21 protein-coding genes are annotated in these 21,910 nt (G+C 51.6%); 9 read left to right on the top strand and 12 right to left on the bottom strand.

Annotated features, from left to right (window positions below):
- Positions 1–47 precede the first annotated feature (47 nt).
- The 7 genes from U2W12_RS18235 to U2W12_RS18205 all read left to right on the top strand — a co-directional run bounded on the left by U2W12_RS18235 (position 48) and on the right by U2W12_RS18205 (position 8,489).
- Complete coding sequence (locus U2W12_RS18235) at positions 48–674, top strand: PilZ domain-containing protein (protein ID WP_326502122.1); 627 nt, start codon at positions 48–50, stop codon at positions 672–674.
- Positions 675–1,575: 901 nt separating this feature from the next.
- Positions 1,576–1,866 (top strand): hypothetical protein, encoded by a 291-nt coding sequence (locus tag U2W12_RS18230; RefSeq protein WP_326502121.1) that lies wholly within the window; start codon positions 1,576–1,578, stop codon positions 1,864–1,866.
- Between the two features lie 12 nt (positions 1,867–1,878).
- Positions 1,879–2,817 carry a YfdX family protein gene (locus U2W12_RS18225; RefSeq protein WP_326502120.1) on the top strand — a complete coding sequence of 313 codons (939 nt, stop codon included), beginning with the start codon at positions 1,879–1,881 and terminating at the stop codon, positions 2,815–2,817.
- A 114-nt stretch (positions 2,818–2,931) separates the two neighbouring features.
- Entirely contained in the window at positions 2,932–3,129 is a 198-nt protein-coding gene (locus tag U2W12_RS18220; protein ID WP_326502119.1) for a hypothetical protein, read from the top strand.
- On the top strand, positions 3,126–5,078 hold the full coding sequence (locus U2W12_RS18215; protein WP_326502118.1) for a trypsin-like serine protease: 1,953 nt from the start codon (positions 3,126–3,128) through the stop codon (positions 5,076–5,078). The genes U2W12_RS18220 and U2W12_RS18215 overlap by 4 nt, the downstream gene beginning before the upstream one ends.
- 707 nt (positions 5,079–5,785) lie before the next feature.
- The gene (locus U2W12_RS18210) at positions 5,786–7,021 is read left to right on the top strand and encodes a metallophosphoesterase (protein WP_326502117.1); all 1,236 of its coding nucleotides are present in this window, start codon (positions 5,786–5,788) and stop codon (positions 7,019–7,021) included.
- 643 nt (positions 7,022–7,664) lie between these two features.
- On the top strand, positions 7,665–8,489 hold the full coding sequence (locus U2W12_RS18205; protein WP_326502116.1) for a L,D-transpeptidase family protein: 825 nt from the start codon (positions 7,665–7,667) through the stop codon (positions 8,487–8,489).
- Positions 8,490–8,640: 151 nt separating this feature from the next.
- Here U2W12_RS18205 and lipA read toward each other — a convergent pair whose 3' ends face one another.
- The 12 genes from lipA to U2W12_RS18145 form a co-directional block, all read right to left on the bottom strand.
- Positions 8,641–9,603, bottom strand: a complete 963-nt coding sequence (gene lipA, locus U2W12_RS18200; RefSeq protein ID WP_326502115.1) for a lipoyl synthase — start codon at positions 9,601–9,603, stop codon at positions 8,641–8,643.
- The gene (lipB, locus tag U2W12_RS18195; RefSeq protein WP_326502114.1) at positions 9,600–10,208 is read right to left on the bottom strand and encodes a lipoyl(octanoyl) transferase LipB; all 609 of its coding nucleotides are present in this window, start codon (positions 10,206–10,208) and stop codon (positions 9,600–9,602) included. Before lipB ends, lipA begins: the two co-directional genes overlap by 4 nt.
- 35 nt (positions 10,209–10,243) lie before the next feature.
- Complete coding sequence (locus tag U2W12_RS18190) at positions 10,244–10,507, bottom strand: DUF493 domain-containing protein (RefSeq protein WP_326502113.1); 264 nt, start codon at positions 10,505–10,507, stop codon at positions 10,244–10,246.
- Positions 10,504–11,346 (bottom strand): D-amino acid aminotransferase, encoded by an 843-nt coding sequence (locus tag U2W12_RS18185; protein ID WP_326502112.1) that lies wholly within the window; start codon positions 11,344–11,346, stop codon positions 10,504–10,506. Before U2W12_RS18185 ends, U2W12_RS18190 begins: the two co-directional genes overlap by 4 nt.
- Complete coding sequence (locus U2W12_RS18180) at positions 11,336–12,493, bottom strand: D-alanyl-D-alanine carboxypeptidase family protein (protein WP_326502111.1); 1,158 nt, start codon at positions 12,491–12,493, stop codon at positions 11,336–11,338. Before U2W12_RS18180 ends, U2W12_RS18185 begins: the two co-directional genes overlap by 11 nt.
- 53 nt (positions 12,494–12,546) lie before the next feature.
- Entirely contained in the window at positions 12,547–13,422 is an 876-nt protein-coding gene (locus U2W12_RS18175; RefSeq protein WP_326502110.1) for a septal ring lytic transglycosylase RlpA family protein, read from the bottom strand.
- Positions 13,415–14,386 carry a lytic murein transglycosylase B gene (mltB, locus tag U2W12_RS18170; protein ID WP_326502109.1) on the bottom strand — a complete coding sequence of 324 codons (972 nt, stop codon included), beginning with the start codon at positions 14,384–14,386 and terminating at the stop codon, positions 13,415–13,417. Before mltB ends, U2W12_RS18175 begins: the two co-directional genes overlap by 8 nt.
- Before the next feature lie 11 nt (positions 14,387–14,397).
- A complete protein-coding gene (gene rodA, locus U2W12_RS18165; protein WP_326502108.1) occupies positions 14,398–15,528 on the bottom strand; it encodes a rod shape-determining protein RodA in 1,131 nt (376 codons plus the stop codon).
- Positions 15,518–17,362: a penicillin-binding protein 2 gene (mrdA, locus tag U2W12_RS18160; protein WP_326502107.1), complete on the bottom strand. Its 1,845-nt coding sequence runs from the start codon at positions 17,360–17,362 to the stop codon at positions 15,518–15,520. The genes rodA and mrdA overlap by 11 nt, the downstream gene beginning before the upstream one ends.
- A gap of 13 nt (positions 17,363–17,375) precedes the next feature.
- On the bottom strand, positions 17,376–17,864 hold the full coding sequence (mreD, locus tag U2W12_RS18155; RefSeq protein ID WP_326502106.1) for a rod shape-determining protein MreD: 489 nt from the start codon (positions 17,862–17,864) through the stop codon (positions 17,376–17,378).
- Positions 17,851–18,774 carry a rod shape-determining protein MreC gene (gene mreC, locus U2W12_RS18150; protein ID WP_326502105.1) on the bottom strand — a complete coding sequence of 308 codons (924 nt, stop codon included), beginning with the start codon at positions 18,772–18,774 and terminating at the stop codon, positions 17,851–17,853. The genes mreD and mreC overlap by 14 nt, the downstream gene beginning before the upstream one ends.
- 92 nt (positions 18,775–18,866) lie before the next feature.
- Complete coding sequence (locus U2W12_RS18145; protein ID WP_326502104.1) at positions 18,867–19,913, bottom strand: rod shape-determining protein; 1,047 nt, start codon at positions 19,911–19,913, stop codon at positions 18,867–18,869.
- Between the two features lie 239 nt (positions 19,914–20,152).
- On the opposite strand from U2W12_RS18145, the gene gatC reads away from it, so the two are divergent.
- Together gatC and gatA are read left to right on the top strand one after the other, a co-directional pair.
- Positions 20,153–20,440, top strand: a complete 288-nt coding sequence (gatC, locus tag U2W12_RS18140; RefSeq protein WP_326502103.1) for an Asp-tRNA(Asn)/Glu-tRNA(Gln) amidotransferase subunit GatC — start codon at positions 20,153–20,155, stop codon at positions 20,438–20,440.
- A 13-nt stretch (positions 20,441–20,453) separates the two neighbouring features.
- Positions 20,454–21,905 (top strand): Asp-tRNA(Asn)/Glu-tRNA(Gln) amidotransferase subunit GatA, encoded by a 1,452-nt coding sequence (gene gatA / locus U2W12_RS18135; protein ID WP_326502102.1) that lies wholly within the window; start codon positions 20,454–20,456, stop codon positions 21,903–21,905.
- Positions 21,906–21,910 lie beyond the last annotated feature (5 nt).

Genomic DNA, 21,910 nt, shown 5'->3' with positions numbered 1-21,910 from the left:
CGGCTTGCGATCGTCATTCAGCGAGTTGAGATCAATCAGGAGAAAAAATGAAACTCGAATTACCTCGCTCATTTCGAAAAGATTTGCATTTGCATGGCCTGATTTTTCATAACGGGGAAGAGCGGAGCATCATCGTAAAGAATCTGTCGATCACCGGCCTGCTCGCCGAGCTGGATCAGCAAAAAGGCGCCGAAAACGATATCAAGGATATTTTCAATTCGCGGCAATCTTCAACCTTGGTCGACATCTTCATTCCGTCGATGCGTCTGGCCGGCGAAATGGAAGTGGTCAGGGCCGATTCTAAAAAAAATAAGCTATTGATTGCACTGGAATTTAAAACTGTTTCTTACGATGTCGAAGATTTTATCTATAAAAGAAAAGTGTACCGAAAAAGAATGCCGGGGCCCGGCCGCATCTTGTTGAATGGCAATTTTCACCCCTTCACGGCGGTAAATGTTTCAGTCGACGGCCTGATGATTCTTCTAAACAAGAGGATTACGATCGAGGAAACCGACGAGAAGGCTTATTTCGAATTTATAAATCTCGGATTGACCGGAGAAGCAAGCATCGTCTGGACAGACTATCCGCACGAAAACGAAACGTTAATCGGCCTGCGTTATGAGCTTCTGAAGCAAGGCGAACTGAGCGGACTTCCGATTTTTGTGAACAGATAATTGGAACGGAAACATTCGCCCGACATCCTTAGGGCTTTATTCAAAATAAACTGAACAACTTAAGGGACGGCGGAAGCATGGGGTGACGGGCTATTAGTGATGTGCTATGCCATCACTCACCAGATGGGCCTGTTAGCCACATTAAAGGCAGCCCCATCATTCAAATCCCCATAGACTGTCGCCGATCCAGACTCCCCGCTGTGTAGCCTGTGGTTTCCTCCCTCGAGACTTGTCCGACGCCTGCCCCAAGTGCTGTCGCATCTTGCAGTCTTGCGGTTAAGGGCAGGCATCTGGCAACCCTTAACATAAGCTGTCGATCACAATTGGCAAGTGAATGAACGGTCAAGTTTATAAAGCTGTCATTCGTAACTCAATGCATTTCGCATTTTTTATGTGTCCAAAGCGATGACATTACCTTCAACTGAAAAATCCATTTTGCGCAACTGCATTGATCGCTCACGCCGCATACTCACTGAGGCAATTTTTGCCTTTGGTGGTAATAAACAATTGCCGCGAGTTTATTACACCCAAAGAAAACATTTTAACGGAGAATGAAGTGCGATAATGCTGCCGAGCCTTAGGAAGAGAAGATGACTTAAATATTTGTTTTATAAAATATTTATACTAATCGCCTTCTATCTTTAAAAATGGATTTAGTGCTGGCATATAGTTTGCTTTCCTCATCATTAAGAAAAACGTATTTCTTTCCAGCTCATTGGTTTGGCAATCGAAAACTCTTGTTGAATTACCAGATAGATAACGTTAAAACTGAGTGAATGAATGCCCATAGCAATACTTTGAACGAGTTGATTGCTATTGTTCAAATGTTATTTCTAAGCATGCGTTCTCTAACAAAGTCTTACAAAACACTCGAGCTTATGAATTTTTGAAAGAGACCACTATGTCAGTTATTCAGCGATCAATGATAGGTATCTTATTTATTACACCAATTTTCTTTTTAGTTGGCTGCCAAGGGAATTTACCTTACTTTGTTAGAGGACCTGGAAACAGTGTTTACAGCCACAATAACCAGGGTTTCTACAATGGTCTGCAAACCTATGGATACCCGAGCAATGGGTATGCTGGCTACAGTAATGGCTATTCTCAATATCCCGCCTACAGCTATTATGCTTATCCTCCCTATTACACACATCATCGCCATCATCACGACAATGACCGTGATGGCGATTAAAGAGAAACTTTCATGACAAAACTCTATTATATTAAAACCGCAAGCGCTCTTTCCGCAACAATTCTCTTAGTAGCGTCCGCCGCCGGCTTGGCCGATCAGAGCCTTGAAAAAAAACAGGTAAAGACTCCCTCAGCATTACAATTATCCAAGCATAGGAGCCAAGCCCATCAAATCAGTGCGGAGAAAAAGCGCCAATTAGTCAAAGAAGCGGTTGAAACCGTAATGGAAACAGAAAACGCGCTCACAGCCTTGTATAACCACAATACTGAGCAATCCTTGCATTATCTGCAGGACGTTTCCGCAAAACTGCGCATACTTTCTTCCAGGGATAGTAAGTTTAATCTGATTCCCGTGTCCTTTCAGGAAGAAACCGTTATCTACCAGGGCAATCTCGATGACGTAAAGGCAACGACTAAAAAGGCAATGCAGCTTATTGAGGCTGAACAAATACAGCAAGCCAAAAAGCTTCTTGCAGAACTTGCCAGCGAGATCAGAATTAATATTGTCAGTCTACCCTTAAGCGAATATCCAGGCGCCATCGATGAAGCTACGGCGCTAATCAAAGCCGGAAAGGAAGATGATGCTAAAAAGACACTAGAAAAAGTGCTTGATACTTTGGTAGCCAACACCGAAATTTACCCATTACCCGTGCTATCCGCTGAAGCCGATCTGACGGATGCTTATGAATTAGAACATAATTCCGGCTTAAGCAAGAAAGACGGTAAGAAACAAATTCTCCAATTGGCTGATAACACTGAATATCAACTCAAATTAGCCGAAGCCCTTGGCTATGGAGATAAGAAAGATTACGCAACACTTTATCAAGGAATTCAAGCTTTAAGAGACACACTGCATACCGATTCCGACAAATTCAAAGAAACTTGGGAACAAGTTAAGGGCGCCATCGGCTCTCTTAAAGAAAAAATCATTCATCCCAGGTTAAACGTATGAAATAAAGTTGTTCAAACCTAATCAGACAATAACTGGTTTTTTAGAGATTTCTATCAGGTTAAATTCGGCCTAGAAATTTTTTCCAGTCTTTGCCATAAACATAATGATAATATTATGGTCTCAGAATTAGACTTACTGAGGAAGGATATTCCAAGATTGGAGCAGCAGTTCGGAGCGGACAGCCTATTTGTCGAAGTTTTGAAAGCGCAGTTAGCTTCGATGGAAAATCAAACAAAGCAACCGACGCAAGGGGAAAAGAAGCGGCGAGAGTTTGGGAATTTTAAAAATGCTTCAAGCCCGGAAGAGAAATGAAAGTCAAGACAAAGACAAGACCTTTGCTCGCTGCTACGCTAGCAACATATCTGGCGTTTTGTTGCAGTGGTTTAGTTTCCGCACAAGCAATGCCGCGCATCGTCAACGGCCAGCCTACACAGGATAGTGCTGCATCGGGCGCCTTATTGCTTTCCACGCCGACAACTAGTAATACTCCCTATTATCAACAAATTTGTTCAGGGACTTTAATCGGTTGCCAGACGTTTCTGACTGCCGCGCATTGTGTTTGCGCCAATGGGAGCGCTGGCGGTCACAGCTTTTCCACTTGTACCCTGCAAGCTCCCGACAATTTGCTGATCTATTTACAAAACGGGGGCATCTATCCCGTAGCCTCGGTAGAAATGAATCCAGCTTATGTGTTCGGCGGGAGTGGCGACAACGCTGTCCTGACATTAAAAAGCCCTGTAGTCGGGATTCCCCCAGCACACATTAATATTACCGGAACTCCGGCTTTAGGTACCATCGGGACGATTATCGGCTTTGGCAAGACAGGAGGGGCGACTAGCGATTCCGGAATCAAGCGCGAGGGCCGTGTGGCTTTGGCAGACTGTAACAGCGCTATCTCGGGCGTAACGCAACCCGGAAACATATGTTGGCAATATAGCTCCACTTCTACATCGGACACCTGCTTCGGCGATTCGGGCGGACCTATGTTTGTCAATTTGAATGGTACCGATGTAGTTGCTGGCGTGACCTCGGGGGGAACCGGCTCACTTTGTCAAAGTCCCGATTTATCATGGGATGATGACGTCTATTTATCGAAAGGGTTTATTCAAGGAAATATTGATCCGATTAACGATACATTGAAAATTAACAATACATTGAAAAAATGCCGTAATGCGGTGCGGACCTACGCTAGAAAATATCTGGAACAAATCTATACGGCAAACAGAAATTGCCTAGACGCTGTTGTTGCGGGAAAGATTAACAGGGCTTGCCCTGATGCGACAGCGCAAAAATCGATCTCTAGTGCGGCAGCGCTCCTCAATTCAGCAAACATTGCGCAGTACTGTCCTGCAGGCATTCTAGAAAACAGTGGACTAGGGGGCGTTTGTGCCAATGCGAAAACCGCCGATGATCTTAAAACTTGTATTATGGCGGCCGGCGACAGCGCTGTAACGCAAATGCTGAATGTAGAATATGCCGATGATACCCCTTCAGAGCCGATTGCCGATAAAGTCGCCAGAAAATGTCAAAAGGCCATCGCGAATATTTCAAACTCCTATATGCTGGGAAATTTGAATGCCCTTAATAATTGCCAATCAAGAAAGGACAACAATAAAATCACCGATTGTCCTGATGCGACGGCGACTAATAGAATCGATAAATTGAATCTAATCACGGCAAAGAAATTTGCCAAATCCTGCACCAATTCCGCCATTGCCACGCTCATGACCGGAAACTCTGCCGGAAATCCTTTCGGTGTGGGTTGCGTGGGCGCAAATAACGTTTCGGATATCGGCGCTTGTCAAATCGCCGAACACCGTAACGTGGCGAATAACCTGGCTGCTCTGGCTTCAGGACAAGCCGGCGTAAATCCCCCCCCCGCATGTGGTGCTAATACTCAGGTCGGAGACGGAAACACCTTTGTATTGAAACTGGATAATAAATCCGGCGTGCCGGTAGCGATGGGGTATGAACATACATTCGGTTTACCGCCCGGTTTCTCTGTGCTTAGAGTATCCTTGAATGGCATTGAAGATCTCAGCAACGATATCGATCTTTACATAAAATACGGCGCGACGCCGGTTCCTGACCCGACGTATGTTCATCCAAATGCCGATGCTTATTCATTTAATTACGGCGTTTTCGAAGCTGTCGAGATTGCTAATCCTCAAGCCGGAACATGGTATGCACTGGTTGTAGAATCCGGCACGAGCAACCCGATACCTTATTATCAGCTAACTATCACAGCTTTAAAGCCGTGATAGATCCTCGCATTAAGACGTCGAGGATCCTATTTGTGCCTAATTTTATTTTAAAGCCCCAAAAAAACTGATCTTCATGCGTCGGCATAATTAAGTACTCTCACTTTTCACTTCCCAATTGCAAGCAGAGTCTTGGGAGCCATTTATACCGTCACATCCAATCTTTGTTCCGCCGCAATGGTCATTGCCTGTCAAGAAGCGTTGGTCATTGATGTCATACGCTTATGACACGCATCATCAACGGCTCGAATTTGCCGCGACTTCAGCCGTTGAACAACATGGCTGTCAATCAGGGTCGAATTTTTGCCAGCCGAGGTAGATATTCCCAGCATGGGGTATGCCAGAAAAAATGTCACAACTTCGTTGGCATGTCTGTCTAACTATTCAACTCGCATCCGTGTTGCTTGATTAGATTTTACGATCAACATCAGCTTTGAGGTGACGTTATCGGACAATTGCAGTCTTCCCGTGTTCACAAAACGTTGAAGTCAAACGGCCGCTCCCAGCTATAACAAAGACAGTTATTGTGAATAAAAGGGATGTATACCCGCATGAGCTACAAATATATCTCACATTAATTTATTGTCATTGGCTTGTAACCTTCGAGATGTAGCCTCGGACTGCTTTGGTCGCTAGCTTGACCAGAGCGCCCTCTCTGCTCAGGCAACTGGAGCAAATCTCACCGCCATTTCAACAGGAAACTACCTATGAAAAAAATGCTATCCTCAACGGCACTGCTGGTCTATGGGCTAGGCGCAATCACGCCAGCGATCGCAGACAATAACAAGTCGTTTAACTCTCAATCCGAAAATACCGTCACTCTCGCAGTTTACGGAGACTCTCCCTATGGTTGCAAAGCGGGAGAATGTCCATCCGATCAGCCTAATATCAGGCCCGACTCCAAGGACGGCCCGAATCCCGGCGATCCGAGACAGATAGAGGCAACACCCGCCTTCATCAAGGCGATCAATGCTGATCCGAAAGTCCGCCTCGTGCTGCACGTCGGCGACATTCATTCGGGCAGCCAATATTGCACGCTGGCGTATAACCGGACAATTTTCGATCTTTGGACCCAGTTCAAGAATCCGCTCGTCTATACACCCGGCGACAATGAATGGACCGACTGTCAAAAATCCAAGGAAGGCGGTAACGTCAAAGACTCAAACGGCAACTACGTCGATTACGCCAATGGCAATCCAGTTGCAAATTTAGCGCTTATCCGTTCAATATTCTTTACCAATCCCGGCGAGACGCTCGGAGGACATGAAAAGAGGGTGATTTCACAGGCACAGGCATATGATCCCGCTCATCCTCAGGATGCGGAATATGTCGAAAACGTGATGTGGGAGCAATCAGGGGTGCTGTTCGTGACCTTGAACATCCCAGGCGGTTCAAACAACGATGCCGATAACTGGTATGGCACCACGACTAAAACCGGAGAGCAGATACAGGAAGCTGCGCAGCGGACAGCCGCAGATATTCGTTGGCTGGACGCAGCGTTCGAGAAAGCGCAGACCGATGGTATGAAAGCAGTCGTCATCGCGGAGCAGGCCGACATGTGGGATCTGGATGGCACAAATCCGGCGGACCAACACATTGCCAACTACAAACCGTTCATCGAGAGCATCGCTTCGCATACCGCCGCATTCGGCAAACCGGTCCTGCTGATGAATGGCGACTCGCACAAGTACCGCTCGGATAATCCGCTTATAGACAACACTCCTTGCGTAATTGAGGCAGCGGTTGGTACTGAGGCAGCATGTACAGACGACAGTTACGATAATCAGCCACACGGCTACAATGTCCAGAACTTTCACCGAATTGTCGTGCACGGCAGTTACTTCCCGCTCGAATACCTGCGCCTGTCGGTTGATCCGCATGCAAATTACGCGGAAAGTGATTCAGCCTTTGGTCCTTTCACCTGGGATCGAGTGATTCCATAGTATTTTAAGCATCCGTTTGGCGGAACGTTTCGAATGCTAGCGCGGTGATGCGCAATTCGTTTCGCCAGACATTTCATGTCAAATAACACCAGTTGGAATGAGTACCACTAGAACTCAGTCATTGTTGTTATGTCGGGTACCATTTGAAACGAACACGGCTAAATGCCGCTTCCAGCAAGGAATAAGCCGAACACAATTCACTGATTAGTCAATAATCCAATCTAAGGACGCTTAAAATACCCAGCATAGGCAGCAGGGACTATAATCGTGAAGCGCCAATTTCGGGGCCCGCATGGCCTACAGCAATATAAGCGACACTCGAGCCCGCGACACCCTGGATCGTCTATCCGGCTAGATAAAGCGCGTCACCTTTCTCAATGAGAAATCAGGTTTCAGCGTTGCGCGACAAAGTCAAAGGCAACCGTGACTTGGTAACTGCCATCGGTTCGGCGGCCAGCGTCACGGCCGGAGAATTCATCGAATACCTTGGGTTTTGGAACAACGGCCAGCACCCCGGTCCGCAATCCACAGCGGACGATTTGGCATTTCCACTCCCGCCTCGTCTGGAAGCCCCCCGAACTTGCAGACATGAGGAGGTTTTACCTAAACTATTTCAGTCCCCACATCATTTCCGGCACATATTATGAAATCAACAGCCAAAATCATTGTCGGCTTGGCCTTGACAGGATTACTCGGCGCATGCTCCGGGCACAAGCCCGCCACCACGACCGTCACGGCAAAAACGGCCACCACAGCCAGCACCATCGACGCCCGCCCGCAAGCTCAGGCCGACCGGAAAATGTATTACATCCTACTTAGCGAGCTGCCCGGCCAACGGACCGTGGAGGATATTCTGCAAATTTACGGTGCATACGCGACGAGCAAACTCAAACCCTATTTCGCCAAGGCCAAGGTGCCGTATCCCCCCCGGGAAGTTACCTTCATCGCTTTGAAACAGGAAAAGAAACTGGAACTATGGGCCAGGGACAGCGGTGAATTCCGCTTTATCCGCGACTATGGCATCTGGGATGCCAGTGGCGTAGCCGGCCCCAAATTGCGCCAAGGCGACAGGCAGGTGCCGGAAGGCATTTATCGCATCGCGGGGTTGAATCCCAACAGCCATTACCATTTGTCGATGAAAATAAATTATCCCAACGAATTCGACCTCTTCTATGCCTCACAGGAGGGGCGCGCCGATCCGGGTTCGGATATTTTTATCCACGGGAAAGCCGCCTCCCTCGGTTGCTTGGCCATGGACGATGAGGCAATAGAGGAACTTTTCGTCGTTACCGCGCAAGTGGGCGCCGAAAATGTGAAAGTCGTGATTGCCCCGCACGATCCCAGGACCCACCCTCTGGAAGCTGACTCCGAAGAACTCCCGGCATGGACCTCGGAGCTTTATTCGATCATCTCCCGCGAAATTAAAGCCCTGTCACCCGTAGTGAAGTCAGCAAAAACCGGGTTATGATCATAAAGACCGGATTTTATTAGCCAGACTCAGAGGGAAAATGGATAAAGCTAGGATGAAGTGGCGCGGCTTAGCCGCGATTGAAGGCAAGAATCGCGACTAAAGATGCTCCTACCACATCGGCGATCCAGGGAGTTTTTTAATCAAATCCTTAATCGCCGATCATGCCCTTCGCCTGCAAATCGGCATGATACGAAGAGCGGACCAGCGGTGCGCTGGCTACCTGTTCGAAGCCCATTGCATTAGCCGTTTTGCCGAATTCGTCGAATTCCGCCGGTGTGATATAGCGCTTGACCGGCAGATGCGATTTACTGGGTTGCAGATATTGGCCGAGCGTCAGCATCGTGCAGCCGTGGTCGAGCAAGTCCCGCATGACCTGATAGACCTCCTCCGGTTCTTCGCCCAGACCGAGCATCAACCCGGATTTGGTCGGCGTCTGCGGCAGCACTTTTTTATAGCCTTCGAGCAGTTTCAAGGAACCCAAATAATCGGCTCCAGGCCGGGCCTGCTTATACAAGCGCGGAACGGTTTCAAGGTTGTGATTGAACACATCGCAAGGTTCGTCTACAAGAATCGAGATAGCCTTGTCCATCCGTCCCCGAAAATCGGGTACCAGAATCTCGATCTTGGTTTGGGGTGATTGCTGCCTGATTTCCTTGATGCAAGCGGCGAAATGCGCTGCGCCGCCATCGCGGAGATCATCACGGTCAACCGATGTAATCACGACATAGTTCAGCGCCAGCGCCTTGAGCGCTTCGGCCAACTGGCGGGGTTCGTTCGGATCGAGCGGCAGCGGTTTGCCGTGCGCAACATCGCAGAACGGGCAGCGACGCGTGCAAAGGTCACCCATGATCATGAACGTCGCGGTGCCGTGCCGGAAGCATTCGGCCAGATTCGGGCAGGCGGCTTCCTCGCAGACCGTGTGCAGGTTATGCGCACGCAGCAGCTCTTTTACGCGGGTCACTTCATTGCCCGCGGACAGTTTGATTCGTATCCATTCCGGCTTGCGCAGCGGCGACTCGGTGGTTTCGACCTTGACCGGAATGCGTGCGAGTTTTTCGGTACTGCGTTGATGAGTTTCCGGCGTGGCGCGAGAGGGCGCTTGATAAGTCATGATTGTAGTTTTCCCGTCAGTATTTGAAGCACGATTCCAGCCAGTTCATCATGGCTGGCAGACACACCGAGATCGGCCAGTTGGGTAACTTCGAGGCCGGCATAGCCGCAGGGGTTGATGAATTTGAACGGAGTCAAGTCCATCGCGCGGTTCAGACTTAGGCCATGATAGCAGCAATGGTTCTTGATACGAATCCCGATCGAGCCGATTTTTTTGCTCTTTACATAAACGCCCGGCGCTTCAGGCCGCGCGCTTGCGCTGATGCCGTAGCGCGCGAGCGCATCGATCATCGTTTGCTCCAGCAAAGTCACCAACGGCCGCACGCCGAGTTCGCGTCGTCTGAGGTTCAGTAACGGATAGACGACCAGTTGTCCCGGACCGTGATAGGTTACCTGCCCTCCCCGATCCGTCTGAACAACCGGGATCGCGCCGGTATTCAGCAAATGCTCGCGTTTGCCGTTCAGACCGAGCGTATAAACCGGCTTATGTTCGACGATCCAAATCTGATCCCGCGTCTCCGGTGTCCTGTTCAGGGTGAAGCGCTGCATGGCCTGCCACGTGGCTTCGTAGTCCTGTAAGCCGAGTTGCCGGATCGTAATCGTCATAAGATAGGCCGATAGCCGAAAGGCTTTCGCCTGATTTATAACGTCATCAGAATATGCGGACTGCGGTTCAAGTCCAGATAAATCGCATCCAATTGCTGGCGGCTGTGCGCTTCGATCACAACTGTGATCGCTGTATAATTACCGCCCTTGCTCGGGCGCGAAGAGACCGCGCCCTCGCCGAAATTTGGACTGTGCCGGCGCACGATTTCGACGACAACCAGGTCGAGTTCGGGGCTGCTCTTGCCCATCGCCTTGATCGCGAAGGTGCAGGGGAAAGTTAAGAGTGATTCTTCGCTCATCGGAAAGAGTGTTTGTAAGCCTGAAACAGGCGGTTGACCGTTTGCCAAACCGGCCCTGGCTTGCCGCCGCCAATGGTCTGGTCATCGAGCGCGACGACCGGCACGATTTCGCGGATCGAACTCGCGATCCATATTTCATCGGCTTTTTTCAGGTCATCGATCGAAATGGCTTGTGCATGGCAAGGTATATGGTTCGCCTCGGCAATTTTCAAGATCACCTGCCGGGTGATGCCATCCAAAATGCCGGGGTTGAGCTGCGGAGTTAACACGATGCCGTCAATTACGGCGAACACATTGCTCGATGAACCTTCGGTGACAAAGCCGTTTTTGATCAGGATCGCCTCCGCACCCCCGTGTTCGAACGCTTCCTGTCTGAGCAGGACATTGGCCAGCAAGGTGATCGCCTTGATATGGCAATGCTGCCAGCGGCTGTCTTCCAGGCAAACCGCCTTGATGCCGCTAGCGCGGGCGGGATAAGGCGGGATCGGCGAACTCAATGCGAAGACAGTCGGCGCGACCTGTTCCGGAAACAAATGATCGCGTTTGGCGGCGGCGCCGCGGGTAATTTGCAGATAAATGTATTGGTCGGTTCCGTCTTGCAATAGCGGCGCAAAAATGTCGCGCCACTCATCCAAGCTGTGCGGATTGCCGATGCGGATGCCTGCAAGACTGTTGTCAAGCCTTGCCATATGCGCTTTGAGTTCAAACAGCCGACCCTGGTAGGCCGGGATCACTTCATAGACCCCGTCACCGAACAGAAAGCCGCGATCGAGTACAGAAATGTGCGCGTCTTCGATAGGCAAATAATGCCCGTTTAAATAAACGGGTTTATTTGCCATCCGATTTTGCAAAGCGCATCAATACGCCATCGAAGAGCTTGCGGAACATATTGCCCTCGCCAACCGCTTTCAATGCGACCAAATCTTTCTGATCAATCGCCTTGTCTTTGTAGGTCACCTGGACCGTGCCAAGCTTGTCGCCTTCCTTAATCGGAGCAATAATCGGCTCATTGATGCGAATCAACGATTTCACATCCTTGCTGCCGCCGCGCGGAACGGTGGCATGGAGGCTTTCCGCCAGACCTAACGGCACGGTTTTGGCGTCGCCTTTCCAGATGCGCGCGTCGGACAAAACTGCCTTGCCTTCGTAGAGACGGGGAGATTCAAAGAAACGGAAGCCGTAATTCAGCAGATTCTGGTTTTCAACCGCGCGGGCGCTGGCGCTTTTCGTACCCATCACGACCGAAATCAGGCGCATGTCGTTTCTGAGAGCCGAGGCTACGAGGCAATAACCCGCATCATCGGTAAAACCGGTCTTGACGCCATCAACCGTACTGTCTCGCGACAGCAGTAGATTCCGGTTATGTTGGACTATGTTGTTGTAGGTGAATTCTTTTTGCGAAAACCAGGGATAATACTGCGGAAACTCCTTGATCAACGCAGTCGTCAAAATCGCCAGATCGCGCGCCGAGGTGTAATGATCTTCGATCGGCAAGCCGTCCGCGTTTTTGAAATGTGTATTCTTCATGCCCAGGCGCGCGGCATGCTGGTTCATCATATCGGCAAAGGTGGATTCATCGCCGGCGATGTGTTCGGCCAACGCGACGCTGGCATCGTTGCCGGATTGGATAATCACGCCTTTCAACAGGTCTTCGATTTTGACCTGTGCGTTCACTTCGACAAACATCCGCGAGCCCGAAGTTCCCCAGGCTTTTTTGCTGATCGTGGCGAGATCTTCCAGACGCAGGTGACCATTCGCAAGCTCCTTGAACACGACGTAGACAGTCATGATCTTGGTCAGACTGGCCGGCGGGAGCCTTTCATCGGCATTGTTTTCGGCCAGCACTTTGCCGGTCATGGCGTCCTGCAAAACAAATGCTTTCGCATCGATTGTTGGCGGCGCGGGCGTTTCAATCTCCACGGCCTCAGCATTGGCCTGCAACACGGCGGCGAACAGGGCAAACGCGCAAAGCTTAACGATCGGCATCGAATATCTATTAAAAAACATTATGCTACAAGGCTAACTGATAAACATTAGCGCTATTGTATCATGACGCTTCCGTTTTGGTCGTTTTCCGTCGCATATTGAGCCCCGGTGATGCCCAAGTTGGACAATTGTAGATTCAACTTGTCGACGCCGGATTGACCGTCAAGCGGACCGACTTGGACGGTGTAGAACGTGGATTCGTGATAATGCGAAGGAAGCACTTTAGCTTTAGCCAGATGTTTCGCGGCGATCTTGCTTCGCAGCTTATACGCCTGCCGGGCACTTTTGAATGTCCCCACCTGCAAGTAAATGCCCTGCTTTTGCTGCTCTTGCGCAGTCTGCCGCATCTTGCGGATCGCCTGTTCGGCCGATATGGCCTTGATTTCGACCGGCGCAAGGCCATTCATATCAAGTTCTTGGGCGGCCGCGTAAGACAAATCGACCAGCCGATTGCCGACAAAGGGACCTCGGTCGTTGATGCGCACGATGACCTTACGATTATTTTCGAGGTTAGTGACTTCGGCCCAGGAAGGGATCGGCAGGGTTTTATGCGCGGCGGTCAGCGCATACATATCGAATATTTCCCCGGTCGCCGTTTTTTTGCCGTGAAATCTAGGGCCGTACCAAGAGGCGATGCCCTGTTTGAGATAGCGCGCGATGCGCGGCAGTAAGGCTTCACTCTGTACGGATTCCTCCTCGGTTTCGGCGGGAGTCTCTGTAGATTTGCTGACGTTCAGTACAGCATGATGGCGGAATTGGTGGCTTGCGGTCAGGTGCCGCCGAGATCGCTCTTCGGGCTGCGAGGCTGCGGTTTCCGCCATGGCGGGCGGTGTAGCGATGATGTCCGCGGTGACTGAAGGAGTTTTGACTTGGGTGGTTGAGCAACTGCAAAGCACAGTAATAGAGAGAGCCGGTATGATTTTATTCATAGGGAGTTGGTAATTGATAATTTAAGAGGGCCTGGCTGAGCTGATAAACGGCCATGGCATAAAGTGAACTGTGGTTATAACGCGTAATTACGTAAAAGTTGTCTAAAACAGCCCATAACTCATTGCCATGTTCTTGCTCGAAAGCCAAAAGTTTTACTTTACTGTCTAAAGGTAGCGGTCTTGAAAATTCAACACGGGCCGATTCTAACTCATCAATTCTTAAATTAGGCTTAATCTCGTCATTTAAAAGCGCTTTGTAGTTCTCGTTTTTGGCAAAAACCCGCACCGCAACCGGCTGATTTTTGATCCAGCCATGAGCCTTGAAATAGTTGGCGATACTGGCGATAGCGTCTTTTGGGTCATGCCATAAATCGCGATTGCCGTCGCGGTCGAAATCGGCTGCAAAAGAGCGGAAACTGCTCGGCATGAATTGCGGCATTCCCATCGCGCCGGCATAAGAACCTGCCGGTTGCAAGGGATCGACCTTTTCTTCGCGGCACAAAAGCAGAAATTGCTCCAGTTCGCCGGCAAAAAAACGGCTCCTCGGCGGATACGCGAACGCTAACGTCGAGAGGGCGTCGATGACCCGGTAGGAGCCGGATCGCCGGCCGTACAGTGTTTCGACGCCGAGTATCGCGACGATGACTTCCGGCGGCACACCGTATTGTTCCGAAACGTGCTTCAGAGTCTCCGCATGCTGACGCCAGAATGCGGCGCCTTCCTCGATCCGAGAATCGGTCAGGAAAATTTTGCGGTATTTGTACCACGGCAAAGCTTCGGCGGGCGCGGCAATTTTTTTGAGCACATCGTCATTGATTTTAACTTGGTCAAATAAAACCTCAAGTTCGTGCTGGGAAAACCGATGTTTGGCGACCATCGTGTCGATAAAGGCGCTCTTTTCGCTCCGATTCGCGCAGGCAACGGTCATCAAGAAACTACAGATCAGAACGATGCGGACGAGCATAAGAAATATTCCTAAGCAATCGAAAATTTTTGGTGGGTATGGATCGACATCAGAATGCCGAAACCGGAAAGCAAGGTCACGATCGACGTGCCGCCATAGCTGATCAAGGGCAGCGGCACGCCGACAACCGGCAGGATGCCGATAACCATGCCGATATTGACGAAAACATAGACAAAGAAAGTAAATGCCAACGCGCTGGCCAGCAAACGGTTGTAACTGTCGCGCGCCTGAGAAGCAATGTACAAACTGCGCGCGATGATGAACATATATAAGGCCAGCAAGCCGAAACATCCGAACAGTCCGAATTCCTCCGCAAATACCGCAAAAATGAAATCAGTCGAGCTTTCCGGCAGAAAGTCGAGTTCGGATTGCGTACTGCCGAGCCAGCCCTTGCCGTAAATACCGCCGGAGCCGATCGCGATCTTCGACTGAATGATATGGTAGCCCCGGCCTAAAGGGTCGGCTTCCGGATTCAAAAAAGTCCGCACCCGATCTCGCTGATAGTCGTGCATCAAATGCCATATAACCGGCGTCGAGGCGCCTATCAGCCCAACGATTGCAAGGATGAAGCGATAGGAAAGACCGGCGAAAAACAGCACCGCCGCTCCAGCGGAGGCAACCAGAAGCGCAGTGCCGAGATCCGGCTGCTTGGCGATCAGCAGGGTCGGCAGTATGATCAGAAAACCGGCGACCAAGACCTGTTTCGGCTTCGGCGGCAAATGGTGTTCGGCCAGGTACCAGGCAACCATCATCGGCGTAGTGATCTTGATCATTTCGGACGGTTGAAAGCGGAAAAAACCGAGATCGAGCCAGCGTTGCGCGCCTTTGCCGATCTGCCCCATAATCAGCACCGCGATCAACAGAAAGATGCCGATGCCGAACAAAATCGCCGAATAGCGTTTGAATTGCATCGGATTGACCTGTGCCAACGCGATCATCAACAGAAACGCGAGACCGACACGCGCACCCTGACGCAACAGCACGCCGACATCCTGGCCGCCGGAACTGTAGAGAATCACAAAACTCAATAACGAGGTCAGAAACAGACAGAGAAACAACGGAATATCGATATGCAACCTTCTCAGTAATTTGCCCATCACTGATGGAGGATGAAAATGTTCACGGCGAGTTTCAGTTTTCATGAAGATTCTGTAAATATTGCTTGATCACTTTGCCGGCGATCGGCGCGGCTACCGAGCCACCGTGCCCGCCATGCTCGACGACCACCGCGACCGCGATTTTCGGGTCGTCGGCCGGAGCAAACGCGATAAACAACGCATTATCGCGCAATTTGAAATCAATTTCGCTCTCGTTGTATTTGGCGCCCTGCTTGATTCCAAACACCTGCGCGGTACCGGTCTTGCCGGCGATCTGATAGGAAATGCCATTACCGATCCGTTTCGCGGTGCCGTTAGCGCCATGCACGACATTGATCATGCCGGCGAAAATAGAATCGAGATGACCGGCCTTCAGCGGGATAGTTCCGACATGTGTTTCCGGCCCCTTGCGGACGCCTTGCGCGGAGATAACTTTATCGACCAGGAACGGTGTGACCACCTCGCCGCGATTGGCCAGCGTCGCGGTCGCACGCGCCAGTTGCAGCGGACTGACCTGATGATAACCCTGGCCGATGCCGGAAATCAGCGTTTCGCCCTCGTACCATTGCTGTTTTCTCTTTGCTTGCTTCCAGGCTGGCGACGGCAACAAACCGGACGTCTCGCCATAGAGATCGATGCCCGACTTTTCGCCGAAACCGAATTGTTGCAAAAAATCATGCATGCGCTGAATGCCGAGCATTTGCGCCAAGCGGTAAAAATACACGTCGCAGGATTCCGTGATCGCGCGGACGATGTCGACTGAACCGTGTCCGCCCTTGCGCCAGTCGCGATAGCGGTGATCAACGCCGGGCAAGGTGTAATAACCCGGACAATACAGGCTTTGCGGTGCGCGAATCTTGTCATATTCGAGGCCTGCCAGCGCGATGAAGGGTTTGATCGTCGAACCCGGCGGATAGAGGCCGCGTAGCGCGCGGTTATAGAGCGGCTGATTTTCCGATTCGTTCAATGCCTTATAGGCTTCGCCGGAAATGCCGACCACGAAAGGATTCGGATCGAAGCCGGGGCGACTCGCAAATACTAAGACGCCGCCGGTCTTCACCTCGATCGCGACCACCGCGCCGTTATAAAAGTCGAGCGCGTCATAAGCGGTTTTTTGCAGGTCGATATCGAGGGTCAGGTAGAGATTAGCGCCGGGAATCGGCTTGACTTCCTTCAGCGTATTCAGCGAGCGGCCCTGCACATTGGTTTCGATTTCCGCGTAACCGGTCGTACCGTGCAGTTGCGTCTCATAGGTTTTTTCAATGCCCAACTTGCCCATGTGGGTGCTGCCCTGATATTCCGGCATCGGCAATTCTTTCAATTCAGCTTCGTTGATGCGGCCGACATAACCGACCACATGTGCGGCAAGATCATAATAAGGGTAATGCCGCACTTGATGCGTCTTGATTTCGACGCCCGGAAAAAAAGGCATCGACACTGCGAATTTGGCAAGTTCTTCGTCTGTCATCGCGAGCAGCAGCGCAATACTATTGAAACGTTTTTCGCGTTTGCGCTGTTTTTGAAACTGTTCGATTTTCTCGTCCGGCAGTTCGAACAGTTTTTGCAACCTGGCCAAAGTGTCATCCATGTCCTTGATCTGTTCGGGGATCAGTTCGAGACTGTACAACGGCGTATTTTCGGCTAGAATCTTACCGTTACGGTCGTAAATGATGCCCCGACTCGGCGGCACCGGGGTCAGTTTGACGCTGTTTTCTTTCGCCAGTGTCGCATAGTGCTCATGGCCGACGATTTGCAGATAAATGAGGCGCACTACCAATCCCGCGGACATCAGCACAATGAAAATCAGCGCGGCGTAGATGCGGCCCAAAAACAAGCGGTTTTCGGCCAGATCATTCTTTATCGAAAAGATGCGGTCCATCAGCGAGCCCCGCTTACTTCGCGCGCTTGATCAGACGGACGAAGCGTAGCGTCGTATAGACCAATGGCCAACTCAACGTGCCGGTGAACACCGGCAGCCAGAAATTCGCCTGTAATTGCGCCGGGTGTTGCGCGTTTTTGATGAAAAACAGCAACAACTGCGACAGCAGCAAACAGAAAAAAATGAACAACGCCTGTTGTATCAACGGAAACTGACGCAAGCGTTTGTGCAATTTGAGACAGAGATAAATCACCAGCGAATAAGCCAGCGCGTACTGGCCGAAAAGCCTGCCGAACAACACATCGGTCAACAAGCCGAATGACCAGGCATAAAAGATGCCGACCCGTTCCGGCACGGCTAGCGCCCAATAGATCAAACTCAACAAGACCCAATCTGGATTCAACAAGGCCAAGACGTCTGGCAGCGGCAAGATTCTCAATGCCATCGCCAACACCAGGGTAATGACGATGCGGACACGGGCATACCTGTTATTCGATAGCATCTTCAAGCACCTCGCGTTGTTTGTCCGCATGTTTCCGGACCAGTGGAATCGGCGTCGAGTCGCTCCACACGATCATCAGCTCCCGACTACGGTCCAGGAAGGCTTTCGGGGTTGCGGTCACTGTCGCGAACGGTTTATCGGATTCCGAGGTGAATTTATCGACCACCGCGACCGGATAACCCTGCGGAAACACGCCGCCAAGGCCTGAAGTAATCAACAAATCGCCGGGCTTAATATCGGCGTCGTTCGGCAAAAACGGCAAGTTCAACCGATTCATCTTCCCGCTGCCGACCGCGATCGTCAAGAGGCCATTACGGTTCACTTGCACAGGAATCGCATGGTTCGGGTCGGTAATCAGCATCACCTCCGACGTCATTGGGAAAGAGCGGATCACTTGGCCGACCACGCCATTTTCATCCATCACCGGCTGCTGCGGGTGCACGCCGAAACGGGTGCCTTTGTTTACGGACACGATATGTTCGTAAGGCGCCATCTTGATTGACAATAGCTCGGCGATCATCACCTGTTCGCCGAGCTTGAATGAGTTTTCGAGCAACGCTCGCAGACGGATGTTTTCTTTTTCGAGCTCATCGAGTTTCAACAGTCGAGTCTGCTGCATCAAGTGATCTTCCCGCAAGCGTTCATTTTCCTTTTTTAACATTGTGTACGAACTGAACGCGTCGGCGGTTTGCCTGAACAGAGAGATCGGCATGTCGACCAGGTATTTGACAGGGTCGGTCAGCAACGAAAGCGCGGAGCGCAAAGATTCCAGATGCTGGGTTTTTTGGTCCAGAGTCAATAGCGCACTCGAAGCGAGCACGGCGATCAACAAGCGGGTATTGATCGATGGACCGGTGGCGAATAACAGTTTAATAGCGAAATCCTCGGCGGTGGCTCCCGTCCGTGGCATATGGCCTGCGGCCGTCAGTTGGGGTTAGCTGTTTACATCAAGAGGCAGAGTTGGCATAGCCGTCCGTACTGCTATCTGAAACGCGGGCCGGATCATTCCAGGGAAAAAGCAGAGACGCCTTTCTTGTCCATCATTTCGAGCACCATACCGCCGCCGCGGGCGACGCAGGTCAAAGGGTCGTCCGCTATGAATACCGGCAAGCCGGTTTCCTCCGCGATCAGCCGGTCTATATCCTTCAGTAGCGCGCCGCCTCCGGTCAGATAGATGCCGCGATTCGCGACATCCGCACCCAATTCGGGCGGGGTTTGCTCGAGGGCGGCCTTGACCGTACTGACGATGCCGGACAGCGGCTCCTGCAATGCTTCAAGAATTTCATTACTGTTCAACGCGAAACTGTGCGGCACGCCTTCGGCCAAGTTGCGGCCTTTCACTTCCATTTCCCTAAGCTCGCTGCCGGGGTAGGCGGCTCCAATTTCCATCTTGATTTTTTCGGCGGTCGCTTCGCCGATAAGCGTGCCGTAGTTGCGGCGCACATAGTTGATAATCGCTTCGTCGAAGCGGTCGCCGCCGATTCTGATCGATGCCGAATAGACGATGCCGTTGATTGAAATCACCGCAACTTCGGAGGTGCCACCGCCGATATCCAGCACCATTGAGCCGCAGGCTTCATCGACCGGCAGGCCCGCGCCGATCGCGGCGGACATCGGTTCCTCGATCAGATACACTTCGCGCGCGCCGGCCATCGCGGCGGACTCGCGAATCGCGCGGCGTTCGACCTGAGTCGAACCGCAAGGCACACAGATTAAAATACGCGGGCTCGGCCGCAATAATTTACTTTTATGCACTTTTTCGATAAAAAAGCGCAACATGCGCTCGGTGACCGCAAAATCGGCGATCACGCCATCTTTCAGCGGGCGAATCGCGGTAATGTTGCCAGGCGTCCGGCCGAGCATGCGCTTCGCATCCGCGCCTACGGCCGCGATCGTCTTGGCGCCGCGGACTTTGTCTTCTTTAATCGCAACGACCGACGGCTCGTTCAGAACAATGCCCTGCCCGGGGATGTAAATTAAAGTATTGGCGGTACCGAGGTCGATGGACAGATCGTTGGAAAAAATTCCGCGAATTCTTTTGAATAGCATTGAGGTGGGTTCCTAATAAGAAATAAAACTAAGGCCAATTTAACCAATCGAGCGGGTATTGTAGCAATATATAGTATCATATTTTGAAAGCCGGATTATCAATAGCAGTCCGTGCTTCCCTCATGCAACTCGCTAGCGAATGCAGTCATGCTGCTGGCGATGGACCGGTAAAAATCCGCGCCAAAGCGAACAACACCTTTTATCCGGCGGCTGTTTTAATTTTTTGATGGAGTCAATCGATGTCGATAACGGCAGACGAAGTAAAAAAAATCGCGCACCTTGCGCGCCTTGGTATCGACGAACAGGATGTTCCGCATTATGCGGAAGACTTGTCCGGCATGCTGGAACTGATGGCCGCAATGGGCTCGGTCAATACCGGCGATGTATCGCCGATGGCGCATCCTTTGGATCTGCAACAAAGGCTTAGAAGCGATGCGGTGACCGAGCGCAATGAACGCGAAAAATTTCAGGCGATTGCGCCGCAAGTCGAGGCCGGACTGTATCTGGTGCCGAAAGTGATTGAATAAGGAATAATCAGGAATGCATAACAAGACCCTCGCGGAGTTGGCCGAAGGACTCCGTAACCAACAGTTTTCAAGCCGCGAATTGACTGAGGCATATCTCACAAGAATCAACCAACATCAGGAACTGAATGCGTTCATTACGGTGACCGCAGAACTGGCGTTGGCGCTGGCTGACGCAGCGGACGCACGCCTCGCTAAAGGCGATGCGGGACCATTAACCGGCATCCCGATCGCGCACAAGGATATTTTTTGCACCGACGGCGTCAAGACCAGCTGCGGCTCGAAGATGCTCGACAATTTCATCGCTCCGTACGATGCGACCGTCGTCGCGAAGCTGCAGCAGGCGGGCGTGGTGATGCTCGGCAAGCTGAACATGGACGAGTTTGCGATGGGCTCGTCGAATGAGACCAGCTATTACGGCCCGGTCAAAAACCCTTGGGATTTGAATGCCGTGCCGGGCGGCTCATCCGGCGGCTCGGCCGCAGCGATCGCCGCCCGGCTCGCCGCGGGCGTGACCGGCACCGATACCGGCGGTTCGATCCGGCAACCGGCCGCGTTTTGCGGCATCACCGGCCTGAAGCCGACCTACGGCCGCGTATCGCGCTATGGCATGATCGCTTATGCGTCCAGCCTGGACCAAGGCGGACCGATGGCGCGGACAGCCGAAGATGCGGCCATACTATTGCAGGCAATGGCGGGTTTCGACGAACGGGATTCAACCAGCGTCGACCGGCCGATTCCGGATTACCGAGCGGCATTGAAAAAGCCCATCGATAACCTGAAAATCGGCTTGCCGAAGGAATTTTTCGGCGAGGGCTTGTCTGCCGAGGTCGCACAAGTGATTGAGACTGCAATAGATGAATATCGCAAACTGGGCGCCGAGGTTATCGAAGTCTCGATGCCGAATCTGAAGCTCGCGATTCCAGCTTATTATGTGATTGCGCCGGCCGAATGTTCGGCAAACCTGTCGCGCTTCGACGGCGTGCGTTTCGGCTACCGCTGCGCCAATCCCACCGACTTGACCGACCTTTATACGCGTTCGCGCGGCGAAGGCTTCGGCCGCGAAGTCAAGCGCCGGATTCTGATGGGCACCTATGCGCTGTCGGCCGGCTATTACGATGCCTTTTACATCAAGGCGCAAAAAATCCGCCGGCTGATCAGCGAGGACTTCAAAAAAGCGCTGTCCGAAGTCGATGTGTTGATGGGACCGGTCGCGCCATCGGTCGCGTTCGGCATCGGCGAAAAAATCGGCAATCCGATCGAGATGTATCTGTCCGATATTTATACGATCGCGGTCAATTTGGCGGGACTCCCGGCGATGTCCATCCCGGCGGGGCTCGCCTCCGGCAAACCGGTCGGCCTGCAGATCATCGGGGATTACTTTGCCGAAGACCGCCTCCTTACCGTCGCGCATCGCTATCAACAGACCACTAACTGGCATCAACTCACCCCGCCCGGATTTGCTTAGGAGAC

Origin of the sequence: Methylomicrobium sp. Wu6 (genome assembly GCF_035916875.1) — a bacterium.
GTDB lineage: Bacteria > Pseudomonadota > Gammaproteobacteria > Methylococcales > Methylomonadaceae > Methylomicrobium.
This window is presented reverse-complemented; position numbering and strand designations above follow the sequence as displayed.

Excerpts from the sequence above, each read along its gene's own strand:
- U2W12_RS18235 (WP_326502122.1), top strand. The coding sequence starts at position 48 with ATGAAACTCGAATTACCTCGCTCATTTCGAAAAGATTTGCATTTGCAT.
- U2W12_RS18230 (WP_326502121.1), top strand. The coding sequence starts at position 1,576 with ATGTCAGTTATTCAGCGATCAATGATAGGTATCTTATTTATTACACCA.
- U2W12_RS18225 (WP_326502120.1), top strand. The coding sequence starts at position 1,879 with ATGACAAAACTCTATTATATTAAAACCGCAAGCGCTCTTTCCGCAACA.
- U2W12_RS18220 (WP_326502119.1), top strand. The coding sequence starts at position 2,932 with ATGGTCTCAGAATTAGACTTACTGAGGAAGGATATTCCAAGATTGGAG.
- U2W12_RS18215 (WP_326502118.1), top strand. The coding sequence starts at position 3,126 with ATGAAAGTCAAGACAAAGACAAGACCTTTGCTCGCTGCTACGCTAGCA.
- U2W12_RS18210 (WP_326502117.1), top strand. The coding sequence starts at position 5,786 with ATGAAAAAAATGCTATCCTCAACGGCACTGCTGGTCTATGGGCTAGGC.
- U2W12_RS18205 (WP_326502116.1), top strand. The coding sequence starts at position 7,665 with ATGAAATCAACAGCCAAAATCATTGTCGGCTTGGCCTTGACAGGATTA.
- lipA (WP_326502115.1), bottom strand. The coding sequence starts at position 9,603 with ATGACTTATCAAGCGCCCTCTCGCGCCACGCCGGAAACTCATCAACGC.
- lipB (WP_326502114.1), bottom strand. The coding sequence starts at position 10,208 with ATGACGATTACGATCCGGCAACTCGGCTTACAGGACTACGAAGCCACG.
- U2W12_RS18190 (WP_326502113.1), bottom strand. The coding sequence starts at position 10,507 with ATGAGCGAAGAATCACTCTTAACTTTCCCCTGCACCTTCGCGATCAAG.
- U2W12_RS18185 (WP_326502112.1), bottom strand. The coding sequence starts at position 11,346 with ATGGCAAATAAACCCGTTTATTTAAACGGGCATTATTTGCCTATCGAA.
- U2W12_RS18180 (WP_326502111.1), bottom strand. The coding sequence starts at position 12,493 with ATGCCGATCGTTAAGCTTTGCGCGTTTGCCCTGTTCGCCGCCGTGTTG.
- U2W12_RS18175 (WP_326502110.1), bottom strand. The coding sequence starts at position 13,422 with ATGAATAAAATCATACCGGCTCTCTCTATTACTGTGCTTTGCAGTTGC.
- mltB (WP_326502109.1), bottom strand. The coding sequence starts at position 14,386 with ATGCTCGTCCGCATCGTTCTGATCTGTAGTTTCTTGATGACCGTTGCC.
- rodA (WP_326502108.1), bottom strand. The coding sequence starts at position 15,528 with ATGAAAACTGAAACTCGCCGTGAACATTTTCATCCTCCATCAGTGATG.
- mrdA (WP_326502107.1), bottom strand. The coding sequence starts at position 17,362 with ATGGACCGCATCTTTTCGATAAAGAATGATCTGGCCGAAAACCGCTTG.
- mreD (WP_326502106.1), bottom strand. The coding sequence starts at position 17,864 with ATGCTATCGAATAACAGGTATGCCCGTGTCCGCATCGTCATTACCCTG.
- mreC (WP_326502105.1), bottom strand. The coding sequence starts at position 18,774 with ATGCCACGGACGGGAGCCACCGCCGAGGATTTCGCTATTAAACTGTTA.
- U2W12_RS18145 (WP_326502104.1), bottom strand. The coding sequence starts at position 19,913 with ATGCTATTCAAAAGAATTCGCGGAATTTTTTCCAACGATCTGTCCATC.
- gatC (WP_326502103.1), top strand. The coding sequence starts at position 20,153 with ATGTCGATAACGGCAGACGAAGTAAAAAAAATCGCGCACCTTGCGCGC.
- gatA (WP_326502102.1), top strand. The coding sequence starts at position 20,454 with ATGCATAACAAGACCCTCGCGGAGTTGGCCGAAGGACTCCGTAACCAA.